The organism is Tianweitania populi (assembly GCF_014652875.1).
Classification (GTDB): Bacteria; Pseudomonadota; Alphaproteobacteria; order Rhizobiales; family Rhizobiaceae; genus Tianweitania; species Tianweitania populi.
On the sequence record NZ_BMZQ01000001.1, the window covers coordinates 1,114,514 to 1,136,645 of the forward strand.

Genomic DNA, 22,132 nt, shown 5'->3' on the forward strand with positions numbered 1-22,132 from the left:
TGGGCCCGTACCAAGCTTTTGTGGGAAAAAGGTGGCAGCTAGATCAGCGTAGCTCCTCCGGGGCATCCGCCCCGACGATCGCCAATCCCGATGTCAGAACATCCGACACCGCCTGCACCAGTCCCAGCCTGGCGATGGTCAGTGTAGGTTCGTTAACCCTTACAAATCGTAAATCCGGATTGTCTGTTCCGCGATTCCAGTGCGCGTGGAAGCTGCTGGCGAGATCATAAAGGTAGAAAGCCACCCGATGCGGCTCCAGTGCTACTGCAGCACTCTCGATCATGCGCGGATATTCAGCCAGCTTGCGGATCAGCTGGATCTCGCCGGCATCGGTCAGCAGCGCAGTGTCCTTGGCCAGCGTCGCGCGATCCGGCCGCTCCAGCCCCATCTGCTCCTTGGCCTGACGAAACACCGAATAACAACGCGCAGAAGCATACTGCACGTAGAAAACCGGATTGTCCTTGGACTGCTCGGTCACCTTGGCAAAATCGAAATCGAGCGGTTCACCATTCTTGCGATAAAGCATCATGAAGCGAATCGCATCGCGGCCGACTTCGTCCACCACATCGCGCAACGTGATGAATTCGCCGGACCGCTTCGACATCTTCACGGGCTCGCCAGCGCGCAGCAGGCGAACGAGCTGGCACAGCAGCACCGTCAGCTCCACCTTGCCATCGGTCACAGCGCGCGCCAGCGCTTCCAGCCGCTTCACATAGCCGCCGTGGTCCGCGCCCAGGATGTAAACCAACTGATCGAAGCCGCGGACGTACTTGTCCTTGAGATAAGCCACGTCGGCGGCGAAATAGGTGTAGGCGCCGTCCGACTTCACCAGCGGCCGGTCGATGTCGTCGCCCACTTCGGTCGAGCGAAACAGCGTCTGCTCGCGATCTTCCCAGTCTTCCGGCTTCTGGCCCTTCGGCGGCGGCAGCTTGCCCTTATAGACATGTCCCTTGAGCGTCAGGTCGCTGATGGCCGAGCGGATCTGCTTGGCATTCTCGGCATGCAGCGTGCGCTCCGAAAAGAACACGTCGTGATGCACATTGAGCGCCGCCAAATCCTCACGGATCATGTCCATCATCGCGTCGATGGTCTTGTCCGCAATCAACGCGATCGCTTCGTCTTCCGGCTTGTCGAGGAGTTCACGGCCATAGGTGTCGGCCAGCATCCGCCCCACCGGCACGAGGTAATCGCCGGGATACAGACCCGGCGGGATCTCGCCGATCGTCTCGCCCAGCGCTTCGCGGTAGCGCAGGAAGGCCGACTGCGCGAGGACGCCGATCTGCGCGCCGGCATCGTTGATGTAATATTCCTTGGTCACCTCGCTGCCGGCAAAGGCCAGCAGGTTGGACAAGGCATCGCCCACTACCGCGCCGCGGCAATGGCCGACATGCATCGGGCCCGTCGGGTTGGCCGAAACATACTCGACATTGATCTTGCGGCCCGCGCCGATGGTGGACCGGCCGTAATCCGTGCCGGTCGCCAGCATGTCCGCCAGCCGCGCCTGCCAGAAGCCGTCGCCCAGCCGAATGTTCACGAACCCCGGACCGGCAACGGAGGCTTCCGATACGTCCGCGTCCTTGGCGAGTTGCGCCGCAAAGCGCTCGCCCAGCAAGCGCGGGTTCTCGCCGACGGCCTTGGACAGCACCATCGCCGCATTGGTCGCAAGATCGCCGTGGCTCACATCGCGCGGCAGCTCGACGGCCACGCGCGCGGTATCGACCGGCTCGCCGCTTTCCGTTCGGAGATCGAGAGCCTGCACGATCTTGATCACGCGCGCGCTGAATTCGGCGAAAATGTTCATAATCAACTCGGGAACGAAAGGAGAAGACGCGAACGCTTGGCCCGCAATTTGTTGGCCGCGACCTAGCTCAGAACGGGCGTGCGGTCAAACAACCGCCGGTGTTCCTTGACCGCATAAGTGTCGGTCATGCCGGCCAGGAAGTCCGCGACATGCCGCGCCTTCACGGCATCCGCCGCCCGATCAAGCCCTTCGCGCCAGCCTTCCGGCATCGCGCGGGGGTCGGCCATATAGGCGTCGAACAGGTCGAAAAGGATGCTGTCGGCACTGGCGCGCACCTCCATCACCGATGGATGGCGATAAAGATTGGCATAAAGAAAGCGCTTCAATTCCCGCTCGCCCGCCGCCACTTCATCGGAGAAGCGGATCACGGTCTGCCCAGCCGAATGGATGTCTTCCACGCTTTGCGGCTGCAAGGCAGCAAGCTTGGTCTTGGCCGTGACGATCACGTCCTCGACCATCAGCGTGATCTGCCGCCGCATCAGCTCATGGGCGATCCGCACCGGGTCGAGCTTGGGATATTTCATCCGCACCGCCCGCAGAATGCCGGCCGTCAGCGGCACGTCTTCCAGCATGTCGAGCGTCAACAGACCGGAGCGCAAACCGTCGTCGATATCATGCGTGTTATAGGCGATGTCGTCGGCAATCGCCGCCGCCTGCGCTTCCGGCCCGGCAAAGCGGTCGAGTTCGAGATCATGCAGCTCGGAATAGGTGCTGATCGCCTGCGGCACCGGCTTGGCCAGCGGCGAGCCATCGGCGTGAACCAGCGGGCCATTATGCTTCACCAGCCCTTCCAGCGTTTCCCAGCTGAGGTTGAGGCCGTCGAACTCGGCATAGCGCCGTTCCAACTTGGTCACGATCCGTAGCGATTGCGCATTGTGTTCGAAGCCGCCGAACGGCTGCATCTTCAGGTTCAGCGCATCTTCGCCCGTGTGGCCAAACGGCGTGTGGCCGAAGTCGTGCACCAGCGCGACCGCTTCCGCCAGATCCTCGTCCAGTTGCAAGGCCCGCGCCAAGGCCCGCGCGATCTGCGCCACCTCGATCGTATGCGTCAGCCGCGTGCGATAATGGTCGCCCTCATGCGCAACAAAGACCTGCGTCTTGTGCTTCAAACGCCGAAAGGCGGTGGAATGGATGATTCGGTCGCGGTCGCGCTGAAACGGCGTGCGCGTCAGGCTTTCCGGCTCATCCACGAAGCGGCCCCGCGTTTTTGCGGGGTCCGTCGCGTACACGGCGCGCGGGCGGTAGCCGAAGCCGATATCGGACGCAGTCAGTGCCACACGCTTCCCTTTGCCGTTGCCGGCTCTTGCCCGGACCCGTTGACGAGACCTTCCGCGGCTCATACCTACTAGAAGAATGCCAGCGCAAGGTGACACCATGGGCACGGATGCCAAAACCCTGATGAAGGGCGTCGAACTGACCGAGGCAGCGGCGCGCCGGATCAACAAGATCATTGCCAAGGAAGCCGACAAGGAAGCGCTGCGCGTTTCCGTGGAAGGCGGCGGCTGTTCCGGCTTTTCCTACAAGTTCGACCTGGTCGGTGGCCGCAACACCGACGACACCGCCATCGAGAAAGACGGCGCCACCGTTCTGATCGACGAAATGTCGCTGATCTATATGGGCGGATCGGTAATCGACTTCGTTGACGACCTGATCGGCCAGTCCTTCCAGATCCGCAATCCCAACGCTGTCGCGTCCTGCGGCTGCGGCACCAGCTTCTCCGTTTAATCAGAGCCTGACTTGAAAATCGCGACCTGGAACATCAACGGCGTCAAGGCGCGGATCGACAACCTCCTGCACTGGCTGCGCGAAAGCGATCCGGACATCGTCTGTTTGCAGGAAATCAAGAGCGTCGACGAGGCCTTCCCGCGCCTTGAGATCGAAGCGCTCGGCTATCATGTCGAGACTCACGGTCAAAAGGGCTTCAACGGCGTCGCCATTCTGTCCAAGCTGCGCTTTGATGAGGTGAACCGCCGTTTGCCCGGCGACGACAGCGACGAACAAGCCCGTTTCATCGAAGGTGTGTTTTCCACCTCGCGCGGCGCTCTGCGCGTCGTCTCGCTTTACCTGCCCAACGGCAATCCGGTCGGCACGGAGAAATTCCCGTACAAGATCGCCTGGATGAAGCGCTTCGAACAATGGGCGCAAGACCGGCTGGCGCTCGAAGAACCCCTGATCCTCGGCGGCGACTACAACGTCATCCCCATGCCTTCGGACGTGCGCTATCCCGACAACTGGCTGGATGACGCGCTGTTCCAGCCGGAAAGCCGCGCCTCCTTCCGTCGCCTCAGCAATATGGGGTTCATCGATGCCTATCGCGAAGTGGACGATGCCAGCGGCGCCTATTCCTTCTGGGATTATCAAGCCGGCGCCTGGCAGAAGAACAATGGCATCCGCATCGACTTCCTGATGATGTCGCCGGAAGCATCAGACCGCCTGAGATCAGCAGATATCGAGAAGCATGTGCGCGGCTGGGAGAAGCCGTCCGATCACGTGCCGGTGGTTGCTCATCTTGATCTTCTGCCAGTGGTTTTCTGAACCTTCTGACAAAAAATCATCGATGGGGAACTCTTTTCCGCATCGCTCGTTACTAGTCCGACAGATCAATGCATCTGACTTCCAGTCAAGAGCGAGCCGCGTTCCCCTGCCCGGCTCGCTCTTTTTCTTTGCCCCATGATCCTGCATCCAACGTCACGACCTTGTGAGCGCAAGGCCGCGTGGCTACATCAGGCGCCATGAAAGTCAAAGACGTCGATATCCTCATCGTTCCCGGCTACACGAACTCCGGACCTGACCACTGGCAGACCCGCTGGGAAAGCCGCCTCTCCACCGCGCGCCGCGTCGAGCAGGCGGAGTGGTCGAAACCGGTGCGCGAAGATTGGGTCGCCAATGTCGCCAAAGCCGTGAACGAGGCCGAGCGCCCCGTCGTGTTCGTGGCGCATTCCCTCGGCATCCCTAGCGTCGTTCACGCCATCCCGCAGTTCAAGAACCGCGTTGCCGGTGCCTTCTTCGTGGCCCCGCCCGACGTCACCAACCCTCAGATCCGCCCCAAGCACCTGATGACGTTCGGTCCCTATCCGCGCGATCCGCTGCCCTTCCCGTCGATCACCGTCGCCAGCCGCAACGATCCGTTCACGAGCTATGAGGTGGCGGAAGATACGGCAGCGGCCTGGGGCTCGATGTTCATCGATGCGGGCGGTGCCGGACACATCAACGCCGAGTCCGGCCATGGTCCGTGGCCCGAGGGCTCCATGACCTTCGCCAACTTCCTGACGCGCCTGACCTAACGAGTAGCGCGATCAGCCCTGTAGCGAGGTCTTGATCGCGTTCAACGTCGCCGCCGCACCAAAGCGCATCAGCGAACCTTCCGTGCCGCAGGCCATCAGGCGGTAGCCCATCGCGCGGTATCGACCGCAGAGGCCGGGATCGACCACGAAGATCGATGCCAGCTTGCCGGCATCCCCGGCGCGCTGCGCGATGTCGGCAATGGCAGTCATCATGTCGTCCAGTACTGGATCGACCGTTGCCCCATTCGTCCAGGCAATGGAGAAGTCGGATGGGCCGACAAGGATGGCGTCGATACCGTCCACGGCGAGAATGTCGTCCAGCACATCCAGCGCCCGCCGCGTTTCGATCATCGCGATCGCCAGCGTGTCGGCATTGCTGTTTTCCAGCCAGACCTGCGGATCGCTCGGCCTGCCGCTGCGCCCCGCAGCAAAGGTCGGACCCCAGGATCGCTCGCCAAGCGGCGGATACTTCATCGCCGCCGCAAACGCTTGCGCGTCCGCAACCGAATTGATCATCGGAGCGATCACGGCCTCTGCGCCGAAATCGAGTGCGCGGCTTGCCATGTCGAACCGGCCGACGGGAATGCGGACCAGCGCGTGCTTTTGCTGGCCGAGGATCATCGGAAGCGAGCGCAATACGCTCGCTTCGTCATGGCCACCATGCTGCATGTCCAGCGTCACGGCATCGAACGGCTGAGATGCCAGCAGCTCCACCGTCAACGCATCGGGGATACCCGACCATGCGGAAATCAGGGTTTCAGACTGGAGGCGGTCGCGCAGGGTCATGCGATCGCCCCGCCGTCAGGCGCTGAGCTGATCGACGGCAGTTCCGAGCAGCTCCACCATCTTCTGGCGAATCTGCTGATCGGTCTGCGCGACATTGCTGGCGTCGAAGTCGGCGCGGACCTTGCGGAACACATCTTCGTCACCGGCTTCCTCGAAGTCGGCCGCCACCACGGAACGAGCATACTCGTCCGCTTCCTCGCCGGCCTTACCCAGCTCTTCCGCAGCCCACAGACCAAGCAGCTTGTTGCGGCGTGACATGGCCTTGAAGCGCATTTCCTCGTCATGGGCGAACTTGCGTTCGAATCCGTCCTGACGATCTTTCAAAGAGGCCACTTTGCTTCTCCCGGTCTCTAATCAGTTGATGCTGTGGATATGGGCTCTTCCCAGCCAAATCAAGGAGCCGTCCCCATCGAAAGAATGGGTAGAACGCATGGCCTTGAACAATTGGCGATTGAGCCGCGATGGGCTTTGCGATAGGACCCGGGTTGACATTCCGGCAAACGCCCGACAGCCAAGGACCCGTCCTGACCTGCGATGGGCCCTCCAGACTCCGAGAAAGCTGCAATGAACAACCGACGCCGCCGCATTTATGAAGGCAAGGCCAAGATCCTTTATGAAGGACCCGAGCCGGGCACTCTGGTTCAGTTCTTCAAGGATGACGCGACCGCGTTCAATGCCAAGAAGCATGAAGTGATCGACGGCAAGGGTGTGCTCAACAACCGCATCTCCGAGCACATCTTCACGCATCTGAACCGCATCGGCATTCCGACCCACTTCATCCGCCGCCTCAACATGCGTGAGCAGCTGATCAAGGAAGTCGAGATCATCCCGCTCGAGATCGTGGTGCGCAACATCGCCGCCGGCTCGCTGGCCAAACGCCTCGGCCTCGAGGAAGGCACGGTTCTGCCGCGCTCGATCATCGAATTCTATTACAAGAACGATGCGCTCGACGATCCCATGGTCTCGGAAGAACACGTCACGGCCTTCGGCTGGGCGGCTCCGCAGGAGATCGACGACATCATGGCACTCGCCATCCGCGTCAACGACTTCCTGTCGGGCCTTTTCCTCGGCGTCGGCATCCAGCTCGTCGACTTCAAGATGGAATGCGGACGCCTGTTCGAAGGCGACATGATGCGCATCGTGGTAGCCGACGAGATCTCGCCGGATTCGTGCCGTTTGTGGGACGTCAACACCAACGACAAGATGGACAAGGACCGTTTCCGCCGCGACATGGGCGGGCTGGTTGAAGCCTATCAGGAAGTCGCGCGCCGTCTCGGCATCATGAACGAAAACGAGCCGCCTCGCCCGTCCGGCCCCGTGCTGGTCGCCGGCAAGGACACCAGCCGCGGCAAGCCGCATTGATTTTGGCCGCACTGATTTCGGAGCAAAAACTGTGATCAAGGCACGCGTGACAGTCACGCTGAAGAACGGCGTCCTCGACCCGCAAGGCAAGGCCATCGAGGGTGCACTCGGCACCCTCGGCTTTTCCGGCGTCGCCGGCGTCCGCCAGGGCAAGGTCTTCGACCTCGAAGTCGAAGGCACCGATTCCGCCAAGGCCGAAGCCGACATCAAGCAGATGTGCGAGCGTCTGTTGGCAAACACCGTTATCGAGAACTACTCCATCAGCATGAGCTGAGGCCCTCCGGGCTGCTCGGTACCACGCAGGTTGCAAGCACCATGAAATCAGCAGTCGTTCTCGTTCCAGGTCTCAACCGCGACCGCGACATGATCGCGGCGCTGACCAAGGTGTCCGGCCATGCGCCCGCTACCCTCTGGCAGACAGAAACCACCCTGCCGGAAGGTCTCGACCTCATCGTCATCCCCGGCGGCTTTTCCTTCGGCGATTATCTGCGCTGCGGCGCAATCGCAGCGCGGATGCCGGTGATGCGGGCCGTGGCCGATGCGGCGAAGCGCGGCGTCACCGTGCTCGGCGTTTGCAACGGCTTTCAGATCCTGGTTGAAGCGGGCATGCTGCCCGGCGCCCTGATGCGCAACACCTCGCTTAAATTCGTTTGCCGCGAAGTGAAGCTGCAGGTCGCCAACGCCAACACCGCCTTCACGCGCCAGTACGCTCCCAACCAGATCATCCGTTGCCCCGTCGCCCATCATGACGGCAACTATTTCGCGGAGCCGGAAGAGCTGGCGCGTTTGGAAGGCGAAGGTCAGGTCGTGTTCCGTTATGCCGAAGGCACCAACCCCAACGGCTCGATCAACGACATCGCCGGCATCATGAATGCGTCCGGCAACGTGCTCGGCCTCATGCCCCACCCCGAAAACCTCATCGAATCTGCTCATGGCGGCGATGACGGCCGCGGCATCTTCGAAAGCGTGTTGGCGAAAGCCGCTTAAGCGTCTCGCGAACGAGTCGTTCATTCATCGTGGGTAGAAGAAACCAACCTTCCCGCCCACGATGCGCTTTCGCCAGGGACTCACATGCTGCGACTGTTCCGCCTTCTGCCTTTCCTCGGCCTCGCGCTCGCGATCGGCTTTACCGGCTGCCAGTCTCAGGCGCCGCAGCCGAAACGCCAGCAGCCGGTTGCGAGCAACAAGAGTGCGGCGCTTCGCAACATGGAACAAGTCGCGAAAGCTGCGCATCGCTGCTGGTTCGCTTCGAAAGACCCGGCCTTCCGCAACTACAGCTTCGCCAACGAGCTGAACAACTTCTCCGGCCGCCCCCGCTTCCTGCTTGTGCCTGAGAACAACTACGGCGGACGTCCGCTGCTGGTGGTTCAGGCGGAAGGCGCCGCCGGCCGGCTCGACACATTCGGCCCACTGCTCGACCAGCCGCTCGGCCGCCGCATCAACGGCGACATCGCTCGCTGGAGCACCGGCGACCAATCCTGCGGATCGGCGGCCTGAGCGAACAAGCCTAGTCCCAAAGAGGGCGATAGGCTTCCTCATGCGCCTGGCTGCGCGACAGGCCGATATCTTTCAGCTGCTCGTCGGTGAGCTCCAGCAGATCGCGTCGGCTGCGCTGGCGCTCCAGCCTGATATCAATGGCGTTCAGCACCCGCATCATCACCTCGCCGAAAGACCGAGAGCGAACGCGTTCGACAAAAATTGCATTGATTGTGCGCATCTGACTGCACCTTCATAGAGACAATGTGACAGGGATTGTCTTGGATTGACTCCTGAACCAAGACAATCCAGTTTATTGTCACCATGACAAAATACACACCGCAGCTTCCCGTCGGACGCGCTCCGCTCTACACACGCCTGGCCGATCAGCTTGAACTCGACATCAACGAAGGTCGCCTCGAAGCCGGCGCCAAGCTCCCGCCGCAGCGCGACCTCGCCTACGAACTCGGCGCCACGGTTGGCACAATCGGCCGAGCCTACGCCTTGGTGCGCGAACGCGGCCTTGTCAGCGGTGAAGTCGGCCGCGGCACTTATGTGCTTGCTCGCAACACCCCGCACGAGAAAAACCTGCCCCATATCGGCATCGTCTTCGAAGGCACGCGGCACCAGGAGCCGTCGGCCACGATCCTGCGCTTCGACAGCACCGCCGCTCCCGACGTCGGGCAAAGCGAACCAATTGGTACAATCCTCGCCGACATTGTGCGCGATCACCCCGCCGAACTTGCCAGCTACACCCGCACCTTCCCGTTCCGCTGGCTCGAAGCCGGCGCGATCTGGCTGTCGCGTGCTGGCCATGAGGTCAATCCCGAGCATGTCGTGCCGACGCTCGGCGCCCATCCCGCCGTACTTTCCGTCATCGCCTCGGTCACGGCGCCCGGCGACCACATCGTCTACGAACACGCCACCTATTCGCAGATCGCCCGCAGCGCGGGCCTGATCGGTCGCCGTCCCTGCCTCGTCGCCTCAGACGAAAACGGCGTCATCCCGCAAGACTTCCAGCGCCTCTGCGCCCAACGCCACCCCAAGCTCGCTTTCCTGATGCCGACGGCGCAGAACCCGACCGTGCGCATCATGCCCGCCGAGCGGCGCGTTGAGATCGCCGAGATCGCGCGCGCGCACAATGTCTGGCTGGTGGAAGACGACATCTATGGCGCGCTGTCGAACGACACAGCACCGCTGCTGACCTCACTCGCGCCGGAGCGCACCTTCCTCGTCGGCGGCCTATCCAAATCCGTCGCTGCCGGCATCCGCGGCGGCTGGCTGGCCTGTCCGCCGCAATATGCCCCGCGCATCCGCGTGGCACACAAGATGCTGACCGGCGGCATGCCCTTTCTTCTGGCCGAGCTTTGCGCTCGGCTGATCCTGTCCGGCACGGCAGCCGAACTGCGCAAGCGCGTCCTTGGCGAAGTCAATGCGCGGCTCGACATGGCGCGAACCATCCTGGATGGCCTCGAGTTTTCCAGCGCGCCCAACATCCCGTTTCTGTGGCTGGCCCTGCCCGAACCCTGGCTATCGAGCACCTTCAAGAACGCGGCCGCCGAGCGTGGCGTGCAGATCGATGATGAAGACGAGTTCAAGCCCGCGCGCACCGAGCAAGTCTTTCACCGCGTACGTCTCGGCATTTCTTCGGTCGCCACGCGCGAGGATGTGCAGCGCGGCTTGCAGACTATCCGCAGCCTGATCGACGAAGGTCCGGCAGGCTATGACACATTCGGCTGACAAAGCCGTGCAAACGCGGTGACATGCCGGCTTTTTATGGCCTTTCCTGTTCAATCCCAACGCAGTCTGGGCTAAGGACACACGCATCCCCTTTCCTTGCCGTCGCACAAGGCCCCGCTCCCCCATGATTTCCAATGAATTGGCCATCACTCCCGATCTCGTTGCCTCGCATGGTTTGAAGCCGGACGAGTACCAGCGCATCCTCGATCTGATCGGGCGCGAGCCGAGTTTTACCGAACTCGGCATCTTCTCGGCCATGTGGAACGAGCACTGCTCCTATAAGTCCTCCAAGAAGTGGCTGCGCACGCTGCCGACCACGGGGCCACAGGTCATTCAGGGTCCGGGCGAAAACGCCGGTGTGGTGGATATCGGCGATGGCGACGTCGTGGTCTTCAAGATGGAGAGCCACAACCACCCTTCCTATATCGAGCCTTATCAGGGCGCGGCGACCGGCGTCGGCGGCATCCTGCGCGATGTCTTCACCATGGGCGCGCGGCCAATCGCTGCCATGAATGCGCTGCGTTTCGGTGCACCGGATCATCCCAAGACCAGACACCTCGTCTCCGGCGTCGTTGCCGGGGTTGGCGGCTATGGCAATGCCTTCGGCGTGCCAACGGTCGGCGGTGAAGTGAACTTCGACGCCCGTTACAACGGCAACTGCCTGGTCAACGCCTTTGCGGCCGGCCTTGCCAAGTCAGACGGCATCTTCCTATCGGAAGCCAAGGGCGTCGGCCTACCCGTCGTCTATCTCGGCGCCAAGACCGGTCGCGATGGCGTCGGCGGCGCCACCATGGCCTCGGCCGAGTTCGATGAGAAGATCGAGGAGAAGCGTCCGACCGTTCAGGTCGGCGATCCCTTTACCGAAAAGTGCCTGCTGGAAGCCTGTCTTGAGCTGATGGCATCGGGCGCCGTCATCGCGATCCAGGACATGGGTGCGGCCGGCCTCACCTGCTCGGCCGTCGAAATGGGCGCCAAGGGCGATCTCGGCATCGAACTCGACCTCGACAAGGTGCCGGTGCGCGAAACCGCGATGACCGCTTACGAGATGATGCTGTCGGAAAGCCAGGAGCGCATGCTCATGGTGCTGAAGCCCGAAAAGGAAGCCGAAGCCGAAGCCATCTTCGTGAAGTGGGGCCTCGACTTCGCCATCGTCGGCAAGACCACGGACGATCTGCGCTTTCGCGTGCTGCATCAGGGCGTCGAAGTCGCCAACCTGCCGATCAAGGATCTCGGCGATCAGGCGCCGGAATATGACCGGCCGCATGTCGAGCCCAACAAGCCTGCGCCGCTGGCTGCTGACGATATTCCGCAAGCCGACATCGCCGATGCCCTGTTGAAGCTCCTGAACTCGCACGACCTGTCGTCGCGCCGCTGGGTCTACGAGCAGTATGACACGCTGATCCAGGGCAATTCACTGCAGCGCCCCGGCGGCGATGCCGGCGTTGTGCGCGTGGAAGGCCACGCCTCCAAGGCGCTCGCCTTCTCGTCCGACGTCACGCCGCGCTATTGCGAAGCCGACCCGTTCGAAGGCGGTAAGCAGGCGGTGGCAGAATGCTGGCGCAACATTACAGCAACCGGCGCCAAGCCATTGGCTTCCACCGATAATCTGAACTTCGGCAATCCCGAAAAACCCGAAATCATGGGCCAGCTGGTAGCCGCGGTCAAAGGCATCGGCGAAGCCTGTCGCGCGCTCGATTTTCCGATCGTCTCCGGCAACGTCTCGCTTTACAACGAGACCAACGGCCAAGCGATCCTACCGACCCCGACGATCGGCGGCGTTGGTCTTCTGAACGATTGGGACCGCATGGCGCGCGTTGCCTTCTCCGGCGAAAATCAGCCGATCCTTCTGGTCGGCGCGCCGCAGCAATGGGGCACGCATCTCGGCCAATCTGTTTATCTTCGCGACATTCACGGCCGCAACGACGGCCCGCCCCCGCCGGTCGACCTCGACGCCGAGCTCAAGGTCGGCACCTTCGTGCGCGGCTTGATTGAGCGCGGTGTTGCCAAGTCCGTGCATGATCTGTCGGATGGCGGACTTGCGGTCGGCCTCGCCGAAATGGCGATGGCGTCCGGCATTGGCGCAACCGTGCCGGGTCTGGCCGACATCGATCCGGTCCCCGTCTTCTTCGGCGAAGATCAGAACCGCTATCTCGTGGCACTCGACCTCGATCCGCAAGGCAGTGAGTTCGGTGCGATCCTTCGTGAAGCCGAAGCTGCCGGCATCTTCGCGCCGTGGATCGGCACCACGGGCGGCACGGATCTCAAGCTGGGTCAGGCGCGCGCGATTTCGGTTGCCGACTTGGCAAACGCGCACGAATCCTGGTTCCCTGCATTCATGGAAGAGTAGCATCGGACCAAAAAGTGGAATCCGGTTTTTGGATTGTTCCGATGCTGAATCAACGTATGAGATCGTCCTTAATGCGTCCCGTAGGACGCATGGCGATCTAGAGGGCGACAATCATGGCAATGGACTCACGCGACATCGAAGCCCTGATCCGTCAGGGCATTCCGGACGCCAAAGTCACCATCCGCGATCTCGCGGGTGATGGCGATCATTATGCCGCGGAGGTCGTTTCGGAGAGCTTCCGGGGCAAGAGCCGTGTGCAGCAGCACCAGATGGTCTACAAGGCGCTCCAGGGAAACATGGGCGGCGTTCTGCACGCGCTCGCTTTGCAGACCAGCGTTCCCGAATAGCGGCCATGCACGCTGCGTCACCTCCGCCGATTGCGGAAGGCTGCAGCCTGCAATAGATAGAGGATATTGCTAATGTCACCGGGCCTTGAACCCGGCAGCCAGAGGATCAGCCAGATGACCGCAATCAGCCAATTCATCGAAAATGAAGTCAAGAGCAACGACGTCGTGTTGTTCATGAAGGGCACGCCGGGTTTCCCGCAGTGCGGCTTCTCCGGTCAGGTCGTGCAGATCCTCGATTATCTTGGCGTCGACTATAAGGGCGTCAACATCCTGACGTCGGACGAACTGCGCCAGGGCGTCAAGGACTATTCGCAGTGGCCGACCATCCCGCAGCTCTACGTCAAGGGCGAGTTCGTGGGCGGTTGCGACATCATCCGCGAAATGTTCCAGGCCGGCGAGTTGAAGGACTTCTTCGGCGAAAAGGGCATCGCCGCCCGCGCGGCGTAAACAAGGGCTGCCGCGCGCGCTGCTTAATTTCGCCGAACTGCTGCTTCATAGCCTGAACACGTTGGGTGGCCGCTTTCGGCCACCTTGCTTTTTATAGATATCGCTTCTTCGCGTCACACATTTCGAGGGCGCGTTCGTTACCACATTGATCCACATGCTTGCGGGGCGCTTCGCCGCTCCGCCAGGCCTGTGGCTTTTTTTGTTGAATGGATTGGCTATGAACCAGCAGCTCGAGCCCTCGCCCACCGTGGCAAGTGATGGCAAACGGCAGATCGGCCGTACTGAATTCATCGCGCTGTGTGCCGCGATCATGTCGCTCAACGCGCTCGCCATCGACATCATGCTGCCCGGCCTGCAGGAAATCGGTTCCAGCCTCGGTGTCGCCAGCGAGAATCACCGCCAGTTCGTGATTACCGCCTATCTCCTCGGCATGGCTTTCGCGCAGCTGGTATTCGGTCCGCTGTCCGACCGCTTCGGCCGCCGTGTTCCGTTGCTGATCGGTGTCGCCACCTATGTGCTGGCAGCAATCGGCGCAGCCTTGTCGCCCAATTTTGAGACCCTGCTCCTCCTGCGCGCCATTCAGGGCGTTGGCGCTGCTTCCACGCGCGTCATCGCCGTGTCGATCGTACGCGACGTCTTCGGCGGCCGCGCCATGGCGGAAGTCCTGTCGTTGATCTTCATGGTCTTTATGGTCATCCCGGTGATCGCGCCCTCGATCGGTCAGGCCATCATGCTGTTTGCCGAATGGCACCTGATCTTCGGCTTCATGGCAGCCCTCGGCTTCGTGTTCCTGATCTGGATCTTCGCCCGCCTGCCGGAAACCCTGCGCCCGGAAGACACCCGTCAGCTCCGCCTATCGGTGCTGGCCGAAGGCTTCCGTATCGTGGTCACCAACCGCATTTCGCTCTGGTATATGCTGGCCTCGACCTTCGTGTTCGGAGCGCTGTTCGGCTTCATCAACTCCGCGCAACAAATCTATGTCGGCATCTACGGTCTCGGCGCCTGGTTCCCGATCTTGTTCGCGGCGGTCGCAGCGATGATGTCGCTGTCGTCCTTCACCAACTCGCGTCTAGTCGGCCGCTTCGGCATGCGGCGTCTCTCACACGGAGCACTGTGCGGCTTCCTGACGGTTGCCGTGGTATGGTTCGCCGTCTCGCTCGCAGGACCGATGCCGCTGTGGCTGTTCGTGCTGTTCTTCGCCGCCTGCATGTTCCAGTTCGGCCTGCTTGGCTCGAACTTTGGCGCGCTCGCCATGGAGCCGCTCGGCCACGTCGCGGGCATGGCCTCGTCGATCCAGGGCTTCGTAACGACGCTCGGCGGCGCGCTGCTCGGCGCCTTTATCGGCCAGTCCTTCAACGGCACGGTGCAGCCGCTGATCGCCGGCTTTGCAGTTCTCGGCTTCGTGTCGCTGATTCTGGTTCTGATCGCGGAGAAGGGAAAGCTCTTCCAGGCCGGAACGAAGCACTTCGATCCGGCGGCCGGCGGGCACTAAGCGCGGTCAGTCAGCCTAAGGCTTCGGCATCAGGCTGCTGAAATCAAACAGGTTACGGTCGAGCAGATGGCTCGGCCGGGTATTCGACAGCGCCCGGATCATCGTGTCCTTGCGCCCCGGCATCCGCGCTTCAACGTCGCTCAGCATCGCCTTCATGGAATTGCGCTGCAGCCCTTCCTGACTGCCGCATAGGTCGCACGGGATGATCGGAAACGCCATCGCATCGGCGAGCTTCGTCATGTCGCTTTCCGCGCAATAGCTGAGCGGCCGCAGCACCAGCATGTCGCCTTCATCGTTCAACAGCTTCGGCGGCATCGCAGCCAGCCGTCCGCCGTGGAACAGGTTGAGGAAGAAGGTCTCGAGGATGTCTTCGCGGTGATGCCCCAGCACCAGCGCCTGACAGCCTTCTTCCCGCGCCACGCGATACAGATGGCCGCGGCGCAGGCGTGAGCACAGCGAGCAATAAGTGCTCGTTTCCGGCAGCTTATCCGTCACCACCGAATAGGTGTCCTGATATTCGATCCGGTGCGCAATGCCGTGCCTGGTCAGATAGTCCGGCAGGATGTGCTTGGGAAAGTTCGGCTGGCCCTGATCGAGGTTGCAGGCGATCAGCTCAACCGGCAGCAGTCCGCGCCACTTCAGGTCGAGCAGCAGCGCCATCAGCCCATACGAATCCTTGCCGCCGGACAGCGCCACCAGCCAGCGTTGGCCGGGCGTGACCATGGCAAAATCCTCGATCGCCTGGCGAACATTGCGCAGCAAGCGCTTGCGAAGCTTGTTGAATCCCACCGAGCCCGGCACCTCGCGAAACATCGGATGGCAGGCATCCGCCGGTTCGTCGGTGATGTCGAGCTGTATGGGCGCGTGAATGTTCATGGCGGCGTCCTATAGCACGGCCAAAGGATTTTGCAGCAACCTGCCTGAGAATAGCAAAAAGGCCGCGCATGAAGCACGGCCTTTCCAATTCGTACACCCGAGGGCGTTGATTAGCGCGAGTAGAACTCGACCACCAGGTTCGGTTCCATCTGCACGGCGAACGGAACGTCCGACAGGCCAGGAGCGCGCTGGTAGGTTGCAACCATCTTGTTGTGGTCGACGACGATGTAATCCGGCACGTCGCGCTCAGCGAGCTGAACGGCTTCCAGAACCGTCACCATCTGCTTGGACTTCTCGCGCACTTCGATCACGTCGCCGGCCTTGCAGCGGTAGGACGAAATGTTGACGCGGATGCCGTTGACGTTGACGTGGCCGTGATTGACGAACTGACGCGCAGCGAAGATCGTCGGAACGAACTTGGCGCGGTACACGATCGCATCCAGACGGGACTCGAGCAGGCCGATCAGGTTCTCCGAGGTATCGCCCTTGCGGCGGTTGGCTTCCTCGTAGGTCTTGCGGAACTGCTTTTCGCTGATGTCACCATAGTGACCCTTCAGCTTCTGCTTGGCGCGCAGCTGCAGGCCGAAGTCGGAAATCTTGCCCTTGCGGCGCTGGCCGTGCTGGCCTGGGCCGTATTCACGCTTGTTGAACGGGGACTTCGGGCGGCCCCAGATGTTTTCGCCAAGGCGACGGTCGATCTTATACTTGGCGGATTCGCGCTTGCTCATCGCATTTCCTCATAATGTTACGAACCCATGCTGATGCAAAGGTTCAAGGAAACGCGCCCTCCTCTGATTGCCTTGCGGCCATCTGACAGGACAAGCCACGCAGTGCGATGGCGATGTCCACGGGACACGTTAAATGAAACACCGGGCGTGTTCGGCCCGGTGCTGGTGGTGGCATTAGACGGCTCAGCCTGAGAAGTCAACTTGGCGGTTGCGCATCGAACGATGATCGTGACGCGCGCAACTCGCCCCGGTTCTGCGCCGCCCAGTTGCCGAGTGCGGCCACCGGCACGGCAATCGATTGCCCCAACTCCGTCAGCGCATATTCCACTTCCGGCGGCGTGGTCGGCTTCACCGTGCGCTGAACCAACCCATCGCGCTCCAGCGAGCGCAGCGTCACAGTCAACATGCGCTGCGAAATCCCCTCGATCATCCGGCGCAGCGCGTTGAACCGCACCGGCCGTCCTTGCAGGTTGAAGATCACGAGCAGGCTCCACGTATCGCCCACCCGGTCCAGCACCTCGCGAATCGGGCACCCGCCATCGGCGTCGCGAACAAAGCCGTCATTGGTTTGGAGAAGCGGCACGGACGGCTGCAACGGCGTCATGGCGGTCATGCGGTTCCCTTCATGTGCCCTGTGCACGCGAACATGCCTTCTTTCGGCGCCTTTGCCGAAGCGCTATGGAGTTACCATAAATAACCACCCACTCCAACATCGCATCACTAAAGGAGCATTCTCATGAAAATCGCCCTGATCGGCGCCACCGGCTTTGTCGGCAAGGAAGTTCTGACCGAAGCCGTGTCGCGCGGCCACACCGTCACCGCGCTCGTGCGCAACCCCGAAAAGGTCGAAGCCATCGAAGGCGTCACGGCAGCGAAGGTCGATGCCAGCGACGCCGCAGCCCTCGCCCAGGCGCTGGCCGGCCATGATCTCGTGATTTCCGCCTTCAACGGCGGCTGGGGCGATCCCGACATCTACAACAAGCACCTGAACGGCTCGCGCGCGATCGCCGCCGGCAGCGAACAGGCCGGCATTCCCTTGATTACGGTCGGCGGCGCCGGCAGCCTTTATGCCCCGGACGGCAGCCAGTTCGTGGACGGCCCTGATTTCCCGGCCGACTATAAAGCCGGCGCCACGGCCGCGCGCGATTCCTTGAGCGAGCTGAAAGCCGGTTCCTGGGGTAACTGGACCTTCGTGTCGCCCCCCTTCCACATCGAACCGGGGACACGCCGCGGCATCTACCGCACCAACCTCGACTCACCCGTCACGGACGACGCCGGCGCCTCCACCATCTCCGCCCCCGACCTAGCCGTCGCCATCCTCGACGAAGCGGAGATGCCGAAGCATCGCGGACGGCGGTTCACGGTTGGGTATTGAAGCTGGCGAAGCGATAACTGCCATTCACGGTCATCGGCCTTTCGGTTCTCGCAAAAGGGAATTAAGAGGCGCCGTGATCTTTATCTCAGCCGTCAGACATCTGCGGCGCCAGAGTTTCCACGGCCCAGTCGATAAACAGCCGCACGCGAGGAGGCGGCTGTCGCGCACTGGGATGGAGAATGGAGATCGGCGTTCCTGTTGGCGCGAAATCGGCCATGATCTCGACAAGCGCTCCCGAAGCGAGATCCTCTGCAAAGCGGTAGCGCGGGGCTTGGACGATTCCCAGCCCAAGCCGCGCGGCCGCTGCGCTTGTATCGGCGGCGCTGACAAGCAAAGGCGCGGGCAGCATGACCTCCACGATACTCCCATCGGTCGTGAACTCCAGCGGAAGAGCCTGCCCGGTACGGGATGACATAAAGGCGATCATCTCGTGCCCTTCCATGTCATGCGGCGAGGATGGAACGCCATGACTGGCGAGATAGTCCGGGCTGGCACATGTAATCTCTTCGATCACGCCGAGCCGTCGAGCGATCATGCCGCTGTCGGGCAGTTCGCCAGCACGTATGACACAATCCACACCTTCCCGGATCAAATCCACAAAGCGCTCCCCTTCACCGAGATGGACACGGAGGCCAAGATGTCTGGCCAAGAAGGCCGGCAATGCTGGTAACAGCATCGTTCGGGCAAGAGACCCAGCCACATCGACCCGGATCAAGCCCGTGACGGATCCCGCCGCATCCCGATCTGCCTCCTCGAGGTCAGCCAATATGGCCGCACACCGTCGGTAATATGCCTCGCCTTCAACTGTTGGCTGAACATGTCGGGTCGTACGATGGAGCAGTCGAACGCCAAGGCGTTGCTCCAGCTTCTTGATGACCGCAGTCGCGGCAGGTCGCGAAATCTGAAGGTCGGCCGCCGCTCCACCAAAGCTGCGGCGCTCGACGACTCGGACGAAGAGCTCGAGAGCGGTGAGCCTGTCCATAGCCATTGTTTTAGATACCGGAAGAGTGATGTCAGAGGAGACTGGCTAATCAAACGATAGCAGGAAATTTATATCGGAGACAGAAAACAATTGGAGAAATTTGATGACTGATAAATCCCACATAGCCATCGTTACCGGCAGCAGCCGTGGAATTGGCAGAGACACTGTTATTCGCCTTGCACAGCATGGCGTGTCATCGATCGTCACCTATCATTCCAGGGTGGACGAGGCTGAAAAGGTCGTTACTGCCGTCCGCGAAGAAGGTGCGAACGCCGTTGCCGTGCAGCTAGATGTTAGTCAGCCCGCAACGTTCGATGGTTTCATCGACAGAATGCGCGATGCCCTGACCGCGATGGGCGCAGAGCGCTTTGACTATCTCGTCAACAACGCCGGAACTTCCTCTACGGCGACCTTGGCGAACGGCACTGAAGCCGAACTGGACACGCAGTTTGCCGTCCACTTCAAGGCTCCCTTCCTCCTGACGCAGAAGCTGCTGCCGTTCATCAACGATGGTGGCCGTATCGTGAACATATCTTCCGGCCTCACCCGCTTCAGCTTTCCAGGTCGGACCATCTATGGACCGATGAAGGCAGCTGTGGAGGCACTCACGCGATACATGGCGCTTGAGCTTGGCCCTCGCGGCATTTCCGTGAACGTTGTGGCGCCCGGCGCGATCGCCACCGATTTCAGCGGAGGCGTCACGCGTGACAATCCGGAAGTGACTAAGGCTATCGCATCGCAAACCGCACTTCAGCGTGTCGGCGGTCCGGAAGATGTCGGGCCAGTCATAGCCGCACTACTGACGGGCGATTTCGGCTGGGTCAACGCCCAGCGCATCGAGGTCGCCGGCGGCTTCCGTATCTGAATGTGCAATTAAAAAGATTGAGAGACAGCTCGGTAGCAAAATCGAGCCGCCTTCGGATGGGCCTCTCGAAGGCATGTCGCTATCTTCCATAGCAAGGTAGATGAAAGCATGCTGCGCCGGTAATCTTCACAAGCTCCTTCGCTTCACCCCTTCTTCTCCGGCAAGCCCTCCTGCTTCGTCTCCGCCAGCTCCTCCAGCTGCTTCTCACTCATCGACTCCACCATCGACTTCGAAGCGCCCTTCAGGTCCTTCTTCGCGGTCTCACCACGCTTGGCGGAAAGGGCGGCACCCGCAGCTTTCTGCTGCGCTTTGGATTTGGCAGGCATGATCCGGCACTCCTTTGTTGTCCAACAAAGGGCCATTCCTTTGTTGTCTCACAAAGGAAAACAGTCAGTCGGCCACGCTTGTTCCCGGCGCCATGGTCAGGCCGAAGCCGTGCATCAGCCGTTCCGATGCAAAGCTCGTTGCGCCTGAGGTGAACACCGCCTGATCAGGCTGATGTCCAGCCATGCGCGCGCCCTTGGATGACGGCAGCAGGGCCAGAGCGCGGCGGGCGATCGCTTCGGCGGGGTCGAGCCAATCCACCGGCCACGGCGCCAGCTTGCGCATGCGGTTCACCAGGAAGGGGTAATGCGTGCAGGCCAGCACCACGATATCCGTGCGCTGACCATCGCGCTCGATAAAGCACGGCTCGATTTCCGCCCGCACCGCAGCCTCGTCCACAAAGCCGTCGCGCATATAGATTTCGGACAAGCGCGCCAGCTGCGTCGAGCCAACCAGCCTGACATGGCATTGCTGCGCCCAGCGCGTGATCAAATCGCGCGTATATTGCCGCTTCACCGTGCCGGGGGTCGCCAGCACCGACACAAGGCCCGAACGGGTCCGTTCGGCCGCCGGCTTGATCGCCGGCACCGTGCCGACGAAGGGCTGATCGGGATAGGCCTCACGAAGTGCGGAAATCACCAGCGTCGACGCCGTGTTGCAGGCGATTACCGAGATTTCGGGCCGGAAGCGCTGGAGGAGCTTGCCGAACAAAGCCACGATATGGCCCTTCAGCGCGTCCTCTTCCCAGTCGCCATAAGGAAAACCCGCATCATCCGCGACATAGATGAAGCGACGGTCCGGCATCAGCACGCGCGCTTCGCGCAGAACCGTCAGCCCGCCGATGCCTGAGTCGAAAACGAGAACCGGCCGCTCACTCATCGTCGTGCTGACCCGAGGTCTGGTCGCCAGCAGTCTGCGCGCCGGCATTCCGCTCGCCAGCAACCTGCCCGCCGGCATTCCGCTCGCCAGCGACCTGCCCGCCGGCAGTTGCAGGCCGCCGCTGCATGCGCGGCGCATCCGCGGCCTGCTTGCGCTCGGGGTATCCCATGCCGCGCGGCTCGTTGGGCGAGAAATAATCCAGCGATGACAGGATGCCGCGCAGCACCTTGACCTCGCCTGATGTGAAGCCCGGCCGGGTAAGAACGGCGCGCAGCTTGTCGACCATCTTTTCCTTTTTCGCCACCGGCCGGAAATAGCCGCGCGCATTCAGCGCGGTTTCCAGATGATCGAGATAGCCGTTGAGTTCTTCCTTCGGCGCAGGCACCGTTTCCGGGCCTGTGAAGCGCGTGGCGTTCTCGTCCGCCATGCCCGCCTTCATCCATTCATAGGACATCAGCAACACGGCCTGCGCAATGTTGAGCGAAGCGAAGTTCGGATCGACCGGAAAGGTCACGATTGCGTCCGCGCGGCCGACTTCCTCATTGGACAGGCCGAAGCGCTCGCGCCCGAACAGAATGCCGGTGGCCTGATCGGCTTCCACCCGGCCGCGCAGCTCGCGCGTGGCTTCCACCGGCCCGAACACCGGCTTGAACCCGTCGCGCTGCCGCGCCGTGGTGGCCAGCACGAAAGAAAGGTCGGCAACCGCCTCTTCCAGCGTGTCGAAAACAACAGCGCTATCGACCAGATGATCGGCCTTGGCGGCAGTTGCTCTAGCTGCCTCATTCGGCCAGCCATCGCGCGGATTGACCAGCCGCAGTTCGGACAGGCCGAAATTGGCCATCGCCCGCGCCACCATGCCGATATTCTCGCCCATTTGCGGCTCAACCAGAATGATCGCCGGTCCGCTGTTCAGCTGCTTGCTCATGGAAAAACTGGATGTCTCGTTTGAAAACGCTCCGTCCCCTCGCATGAATCGCGCGAAGAGTGAAAGTCACGTTTGAAGGTGGCGGTTCTTTGCCTT

General features: G+C 61.7%; 26 protein-coding genes. 14 read left to right on the forward strand and 12 right to left on the reverse strand.

Annotated elements, in window-relative coordinates:
* Nucleotides 1-43: 43 nt before the first annotated feature.
* Together argS and IE166_RS05505 are read right to left on the reverse strand one after the other, a co-directional pair.
* Nucleotides 44-1,801 (reverse strand): arginine--tRNA ligase, encoded by a 1,758-nt coding sequence (gene argS / locus IE166_RS05500; protein WP_189502325.1) that lies wholly within the window; start codon nucleotides 1,799-1,801, stop codon nucleotides 44-46.
* 62 nt (nucleotides 1,802-1,863) lie between these two features.
* On the reverse strand, nucleotides 1,864-3,078 hold the full coding sequence (locus IE166_RS05505) for a deoxyguanosinetriphosphate triphosphohydrolase (RefSeq protein WP_244641335.1): 1,215 nt from the start codon (nucleotides 3,076-3,078) through the stop codon (nucleotides 1,864-1,866).
* Nucleotides 3,079-3,175: 97 nt separating this feature from the next.
* Here IE166_RS05505 and erpA point away from each other — a divergent pair, with 97 nt between their 5' ends.
* The 3 genes from erpA to IE166_RS05520 all read left to right on the forward strand — a co-directional run bounded on the left by erpA (nucleotide 3,176) and on the right by IE166_RS05520 (nucleotide 5,085).
* A complete protein-coding gene (gene erpA / locus IE166_RS05510) occupies nucleotides 3,176-3,526 on the forward strand; it encodes an iron-sulfur cluster insertion protein ErpA (protein WP_189503250.1) in 351 nt (116 codons plus the stop codon).
* Nucleotides 3,527-3,538: 12 nt separating this feature from the next.
* Nucleotides 3,539-4,336 carry an exodeoxyribonuclease III gene (xth, locus tag IE166_RS05515; RefSeq protein ID WP_189502329.1) on the forward strand — a complete coding sequence of 266 codons (798 nt, stop codon included), beginning with the start codon at nucleotides 3,539-3,541 and terminating at the stop codon, nucleotides 4,334-4,336.
* A gap of 197 nt (nucleotides 4,337-4,533) precedes the next feature.
* Nucleotides 4,534-5,085 (forward strand): RBBP9/YdeN family alpha/beta hydrolase, encoded by a 552-nt coding sequence (locus IE166_RS05520; protein WP_189502331.1) that lies wholly within the window; start codon nucleotides 4,534-4,536, stop codon nucleotides 5,083-5,085.
* A gap of 12 nt (nucleotides 5,086-5,097) precedes the next feature.
* Here the strand turns inward: IE166_RS05520 and IE166_RS05525 are convergent, their stop codons facing one another.
* Nucleotides 5,098-5,871 (reverse strand): HpcH/HpaI aldolase family protein, encoded by a 774-nt coding sequence (locus IE166_RS05525; RefSeq protein WP_189502333.1) that lies wholly within the window; start codon nucleotides 5,869-5,871, stop codon nucleotides 5,098-5,100.
* Nucleotides 5,872-5,886: 15 nt separating this feature from the next.
* Complete coding sequence (locus IE166_RS05530) at nucleotides 5,887-6,204, reverse strand: DUF1476 domain-containing protein (RefSeq protein WP_189502335.1); 318 nt, start codon at nucleotides 6,202-6,204, stop codon at nucleotides 5,887-5,889.
* Between the two features lie 231 nt (nucleotides 6,205-6,435).
* Here IE166_RS05530 and purC point away from each other — a divergent pair, with 231 nt between their 5' ends.
* From purC to IE166_RS05550, 4 genes are all read left to right on the forward strand, one after another.
* Nucleotides 6,436-7,233, forward strand: a complete 798-nt coding sequence (purC, locus tag IE166_RS05535) for a phosphoribosylaminoimidazolesuccinocarboxamide synthase (protein ID WP_189502337.1) — start codon at nucleotides 6,436-6,438, stop codon at nucleotides 7,231-7,233.
* A 31-nt stretch (nucleotides 7,234-7,264) separates the two neighbouring features.
* Complete coding sequence (purS, locus tag IE166_RS05540; RefSeq protein WP_189502338.1) at nucleotides 7,265-7,507, forward strand: phosphoribosylformylglycinamidine synthase subunit PurS; 243 nt, start codon at nucleotides 7,265-7,267, stop codon at nucleotides 7,505-7,507.
* 41 nt (nucleotides 7,508-7,548) lie between these two features.
* On the forward strand, nucleotides 7,549-8,220 hold the full coding sequence (gene purQ / locus IE166_RS05545; protein WP_189502340.1) for a phosphoribosylformylglycinamidine synthase subunit PurQ: 672 nt from the start codon (nucleotides 7,549-7,551) through the stop codon (nucleotides 8,218-8,220).
* An 84-nt stretch (nucleotides 8,221-8,304) separates the two neighbouring features.
* Nucleotides 8,305-8,730, forward strand: a complete 426-nt coding sequence (locus tag IE166_RS05550) for a hypothetical protein (protein WP_244641336.1) — start codon at nucleotides 8,305-8,307, stop codon at nucleotides 8,728-8,730.
* Nucleotides 8,731-8,740: 10 nt separating this feature from the next.
* On the opposite strand, the gene IE166_RS05555 is transcribed toward IE166_RS05550, so the two are convergent.
* Complete coding sequence (locus IE166_RS05555) at nucleotides 8,741-8,950, reverse strand: DUF1127 domain-containing protein (RefSeq protein ID WP_189502342.1); 210 nt, start codon at nucleotides 8,948-8,950, stop codon at nucleotides 8,741-8,743.
* Nucleotides 8,951-9,033: 83 nt separating this feature from the next.
* On the opposite strand from IE166_RS05555, the gene IE166_RS05560 reads away from it, so the two are divergent.
* From IE166_RS05560 to IE166_RS05580, 5 genes are all read left to right on the forward strand, one after another.
* A complete protein-coding gene (locus IE166_RS05560; protein WP_189502344.1) occupies nucleotides 9,034-10,449 on the forward strand; it encodes an aminotransferase-like domain-containing protein in 1,416 nt (471 codons plus the stop codon).
* 124 nt (nucleotides 10,450-10,573) lie between these two features.
* Complete coding sequence (gene purL, locus IE166_RS05565; RefSeq protein ID WP_189502346.1) at nucleotides 10,574-12,796, forward strand: phosphoribosylformylglycinamidine synthase subunit PurL; 2,223 nt, start codon at nucleotides 10,574-10,576, stop codon at nucleotides 12,794-12,796.
* 113 nt (nucleotides 12,797-12,909) lie between these two features.
* A complete protein-coding gene (locus IE166_RS05570) occupies nucleotides 12,910-13,143 on the forward strand; it encodes a BolA family protein (protein WP_189502348.1) in 234 nt (77 codons plus the stop codon).
* A gap of 114 nt (nucleotides 13,144-13,257) precedes the next feature.
* Entirely contained in the window at nucleotides 13,258-13,590 is a 333-nt protein-coding gene (gene grxD / locus IE166_RS05575; protein WP_189502350.1) for a Grx4 family monothiol glutaredoxin, read from the forward strand.
* A 217-nt stretch (nucleotides 13,591-13,807) separates the two neighbouring features.
* The gene (locus IE166_RS05580) at nucleotides 13,808-15,082 is read left to right on the forward strand and encodes a multidrug effflux MFS transporter (RefSeq protein ID WP_189502352.1); all 1,275 of its coding nucleotides are present in this window, start codon (nucleotides 13,808-13,810) and stop codon (nucleotides 15,080-15,082) included.
* 15 nt (nucleotides 15,083-15,097) lie between these two features.
* On the opposite strand, the gene ttcA is transcribed toward IE166_RS05580, so the two are convergent.
* From ttcA to IE166_RS05595, 3 genes are all read right to left on the reverse strand, one after another.
* On the reverse strand, nucleotides 15,098-15,958 hold the full coding sequence (gene ttcA / locus IE166_RS05585) for a tRNA 2-thiocytidine(32) synthetase TtcA (protein WP_189502354.1): 861 nt from the start codon (nucleotides 15,956-15,958) through the stop codon (nucleotides 15,098-15,100).
* Between the two features lie 110 nt (nucleotides 15,959-16,068).
* On the reverse strand, nucleotides 16,069-16,686 hold the full coding sequence (gene rpsD / locus IE166_RS05590) for a 30S ribosomal protein S4 (RefSeq protein WP_189502356.1): 618 nt from the start codon (nucleotides 16,684-16,686) through the stop codon (nucleotides 16,069-16,071).
* 196 nt (nucleotides 16,687-16,882) lie between these two features.
* On the reverse strand, nucleotides 16,883-17,299 hold the full coding sequence (locus IE166_RS05595; protein WP_189502358.1) for a winged helix-turn-helix transcriptional regulator: 417 nt from the start codon (nucleotides 17,297-17,299) through the stop codon (nucleotides 16,883-16,885).
* Nucleotides 17,300-17,422: 123 nt separating this feature from the next.
* Between IE166_RS05595 and IE166_RS05600 the strand changes: the two genes are divergently transcribed.
* Nucleotides 17,423-18,061: an NAD(P)-dependent oxidoreductase gene (locus tag IE166_RS05600; RefSeq protein WP_189502360.1), complete on the forward strand. Its 639-nt coding sequence runs from the start codon at nucleotides 17,423-17,425 to the stop codon at nucleotides 18,059-18,061.
* Between the two features lie 85 nt (nucleotides 18,062-18,146).
* Here IE166_RS05600 and IE166_RS05605 read toward each other — a convergent pair whose 3' ends face one another.
* The gene (locus tag IE166_RS05605) at nucleotides 18,147-19,043 is read right to left on the reverse strand and encodes a LysR family transcriptional regulator (RefSeq protein WP_189502362.1); all 897 of its coding nucleotides are present in this window, start codon (nucleotides 19,041-19,043) and stop codon (nucleotides 18,147-18,149) included.
* 103 nt (nucleotides 19,044-19,146) lie between these two features.
* Here IE166_RS05605 and IE166_RS05610 point away from each other — a divergent pair, with 103 nt between their 5' ends.
* The gene (locus IE166_RS05610) at nucleotides 19,147-19,908 is read left to right on the forward strand and encodes an SDR family NAD(P)-dependent oxidoreductase (RefSeq protein WP_189502363.1); all 762 of its coding nucleotides are present in this window, start codon (nucleotides 19,147-19,149) and stop codon (nucleotides 19,906-19,908) included.
* A gap of 143 nt (nucleotides 19,909-20,051) precedes the next feature.
* On the opposite strand, the gene IE166_RS05615 is transcribed toward IE166_RS05610, so the two are convergent.
* From IE166_RS05615 to IE166_RS05625, 3 genes are all read right to left on the reverse strand, one after another.
* Nucleotides 20,052-20,234 (reverse strand): DUF3008 family protein, encoded by a 183-nt coding sequence (locus IE166_RS05615; RefSeq protein ID WP_189502365.1) that lies wholly within the window; start codon nucleotides 20,232-20,234, stop codon nucleotides 20,052-20,054.
* A 64-nt stretch (nucleotides 20,235-20,298) separates the two neighbouring features.
* Entirely contained in the window at nucleotides 20,299-21,111 is an 813-nt protein-coding gene (gene murI / locus IE166_RS05620; protein ID WP_189502367.1) for a glutamate racemase, read from the reverse strand.
* Complete coding sequence (locus IE166_RS05625; protein WP_189502369.1) at nucleotides 21,104-22,036, reverse strand: RNA methyltransferase; 933 nt, start codon at nucleotides 22,034-22,036, stop codon at nucleotides 21,104-21,106. The genes murI and IE166_RS05625 overlap by 8 nt, the downstream gene beginning before the upstream one ends.
* Nucleotides 22,037-22,132: the final 96 nt, after the last annotated feature.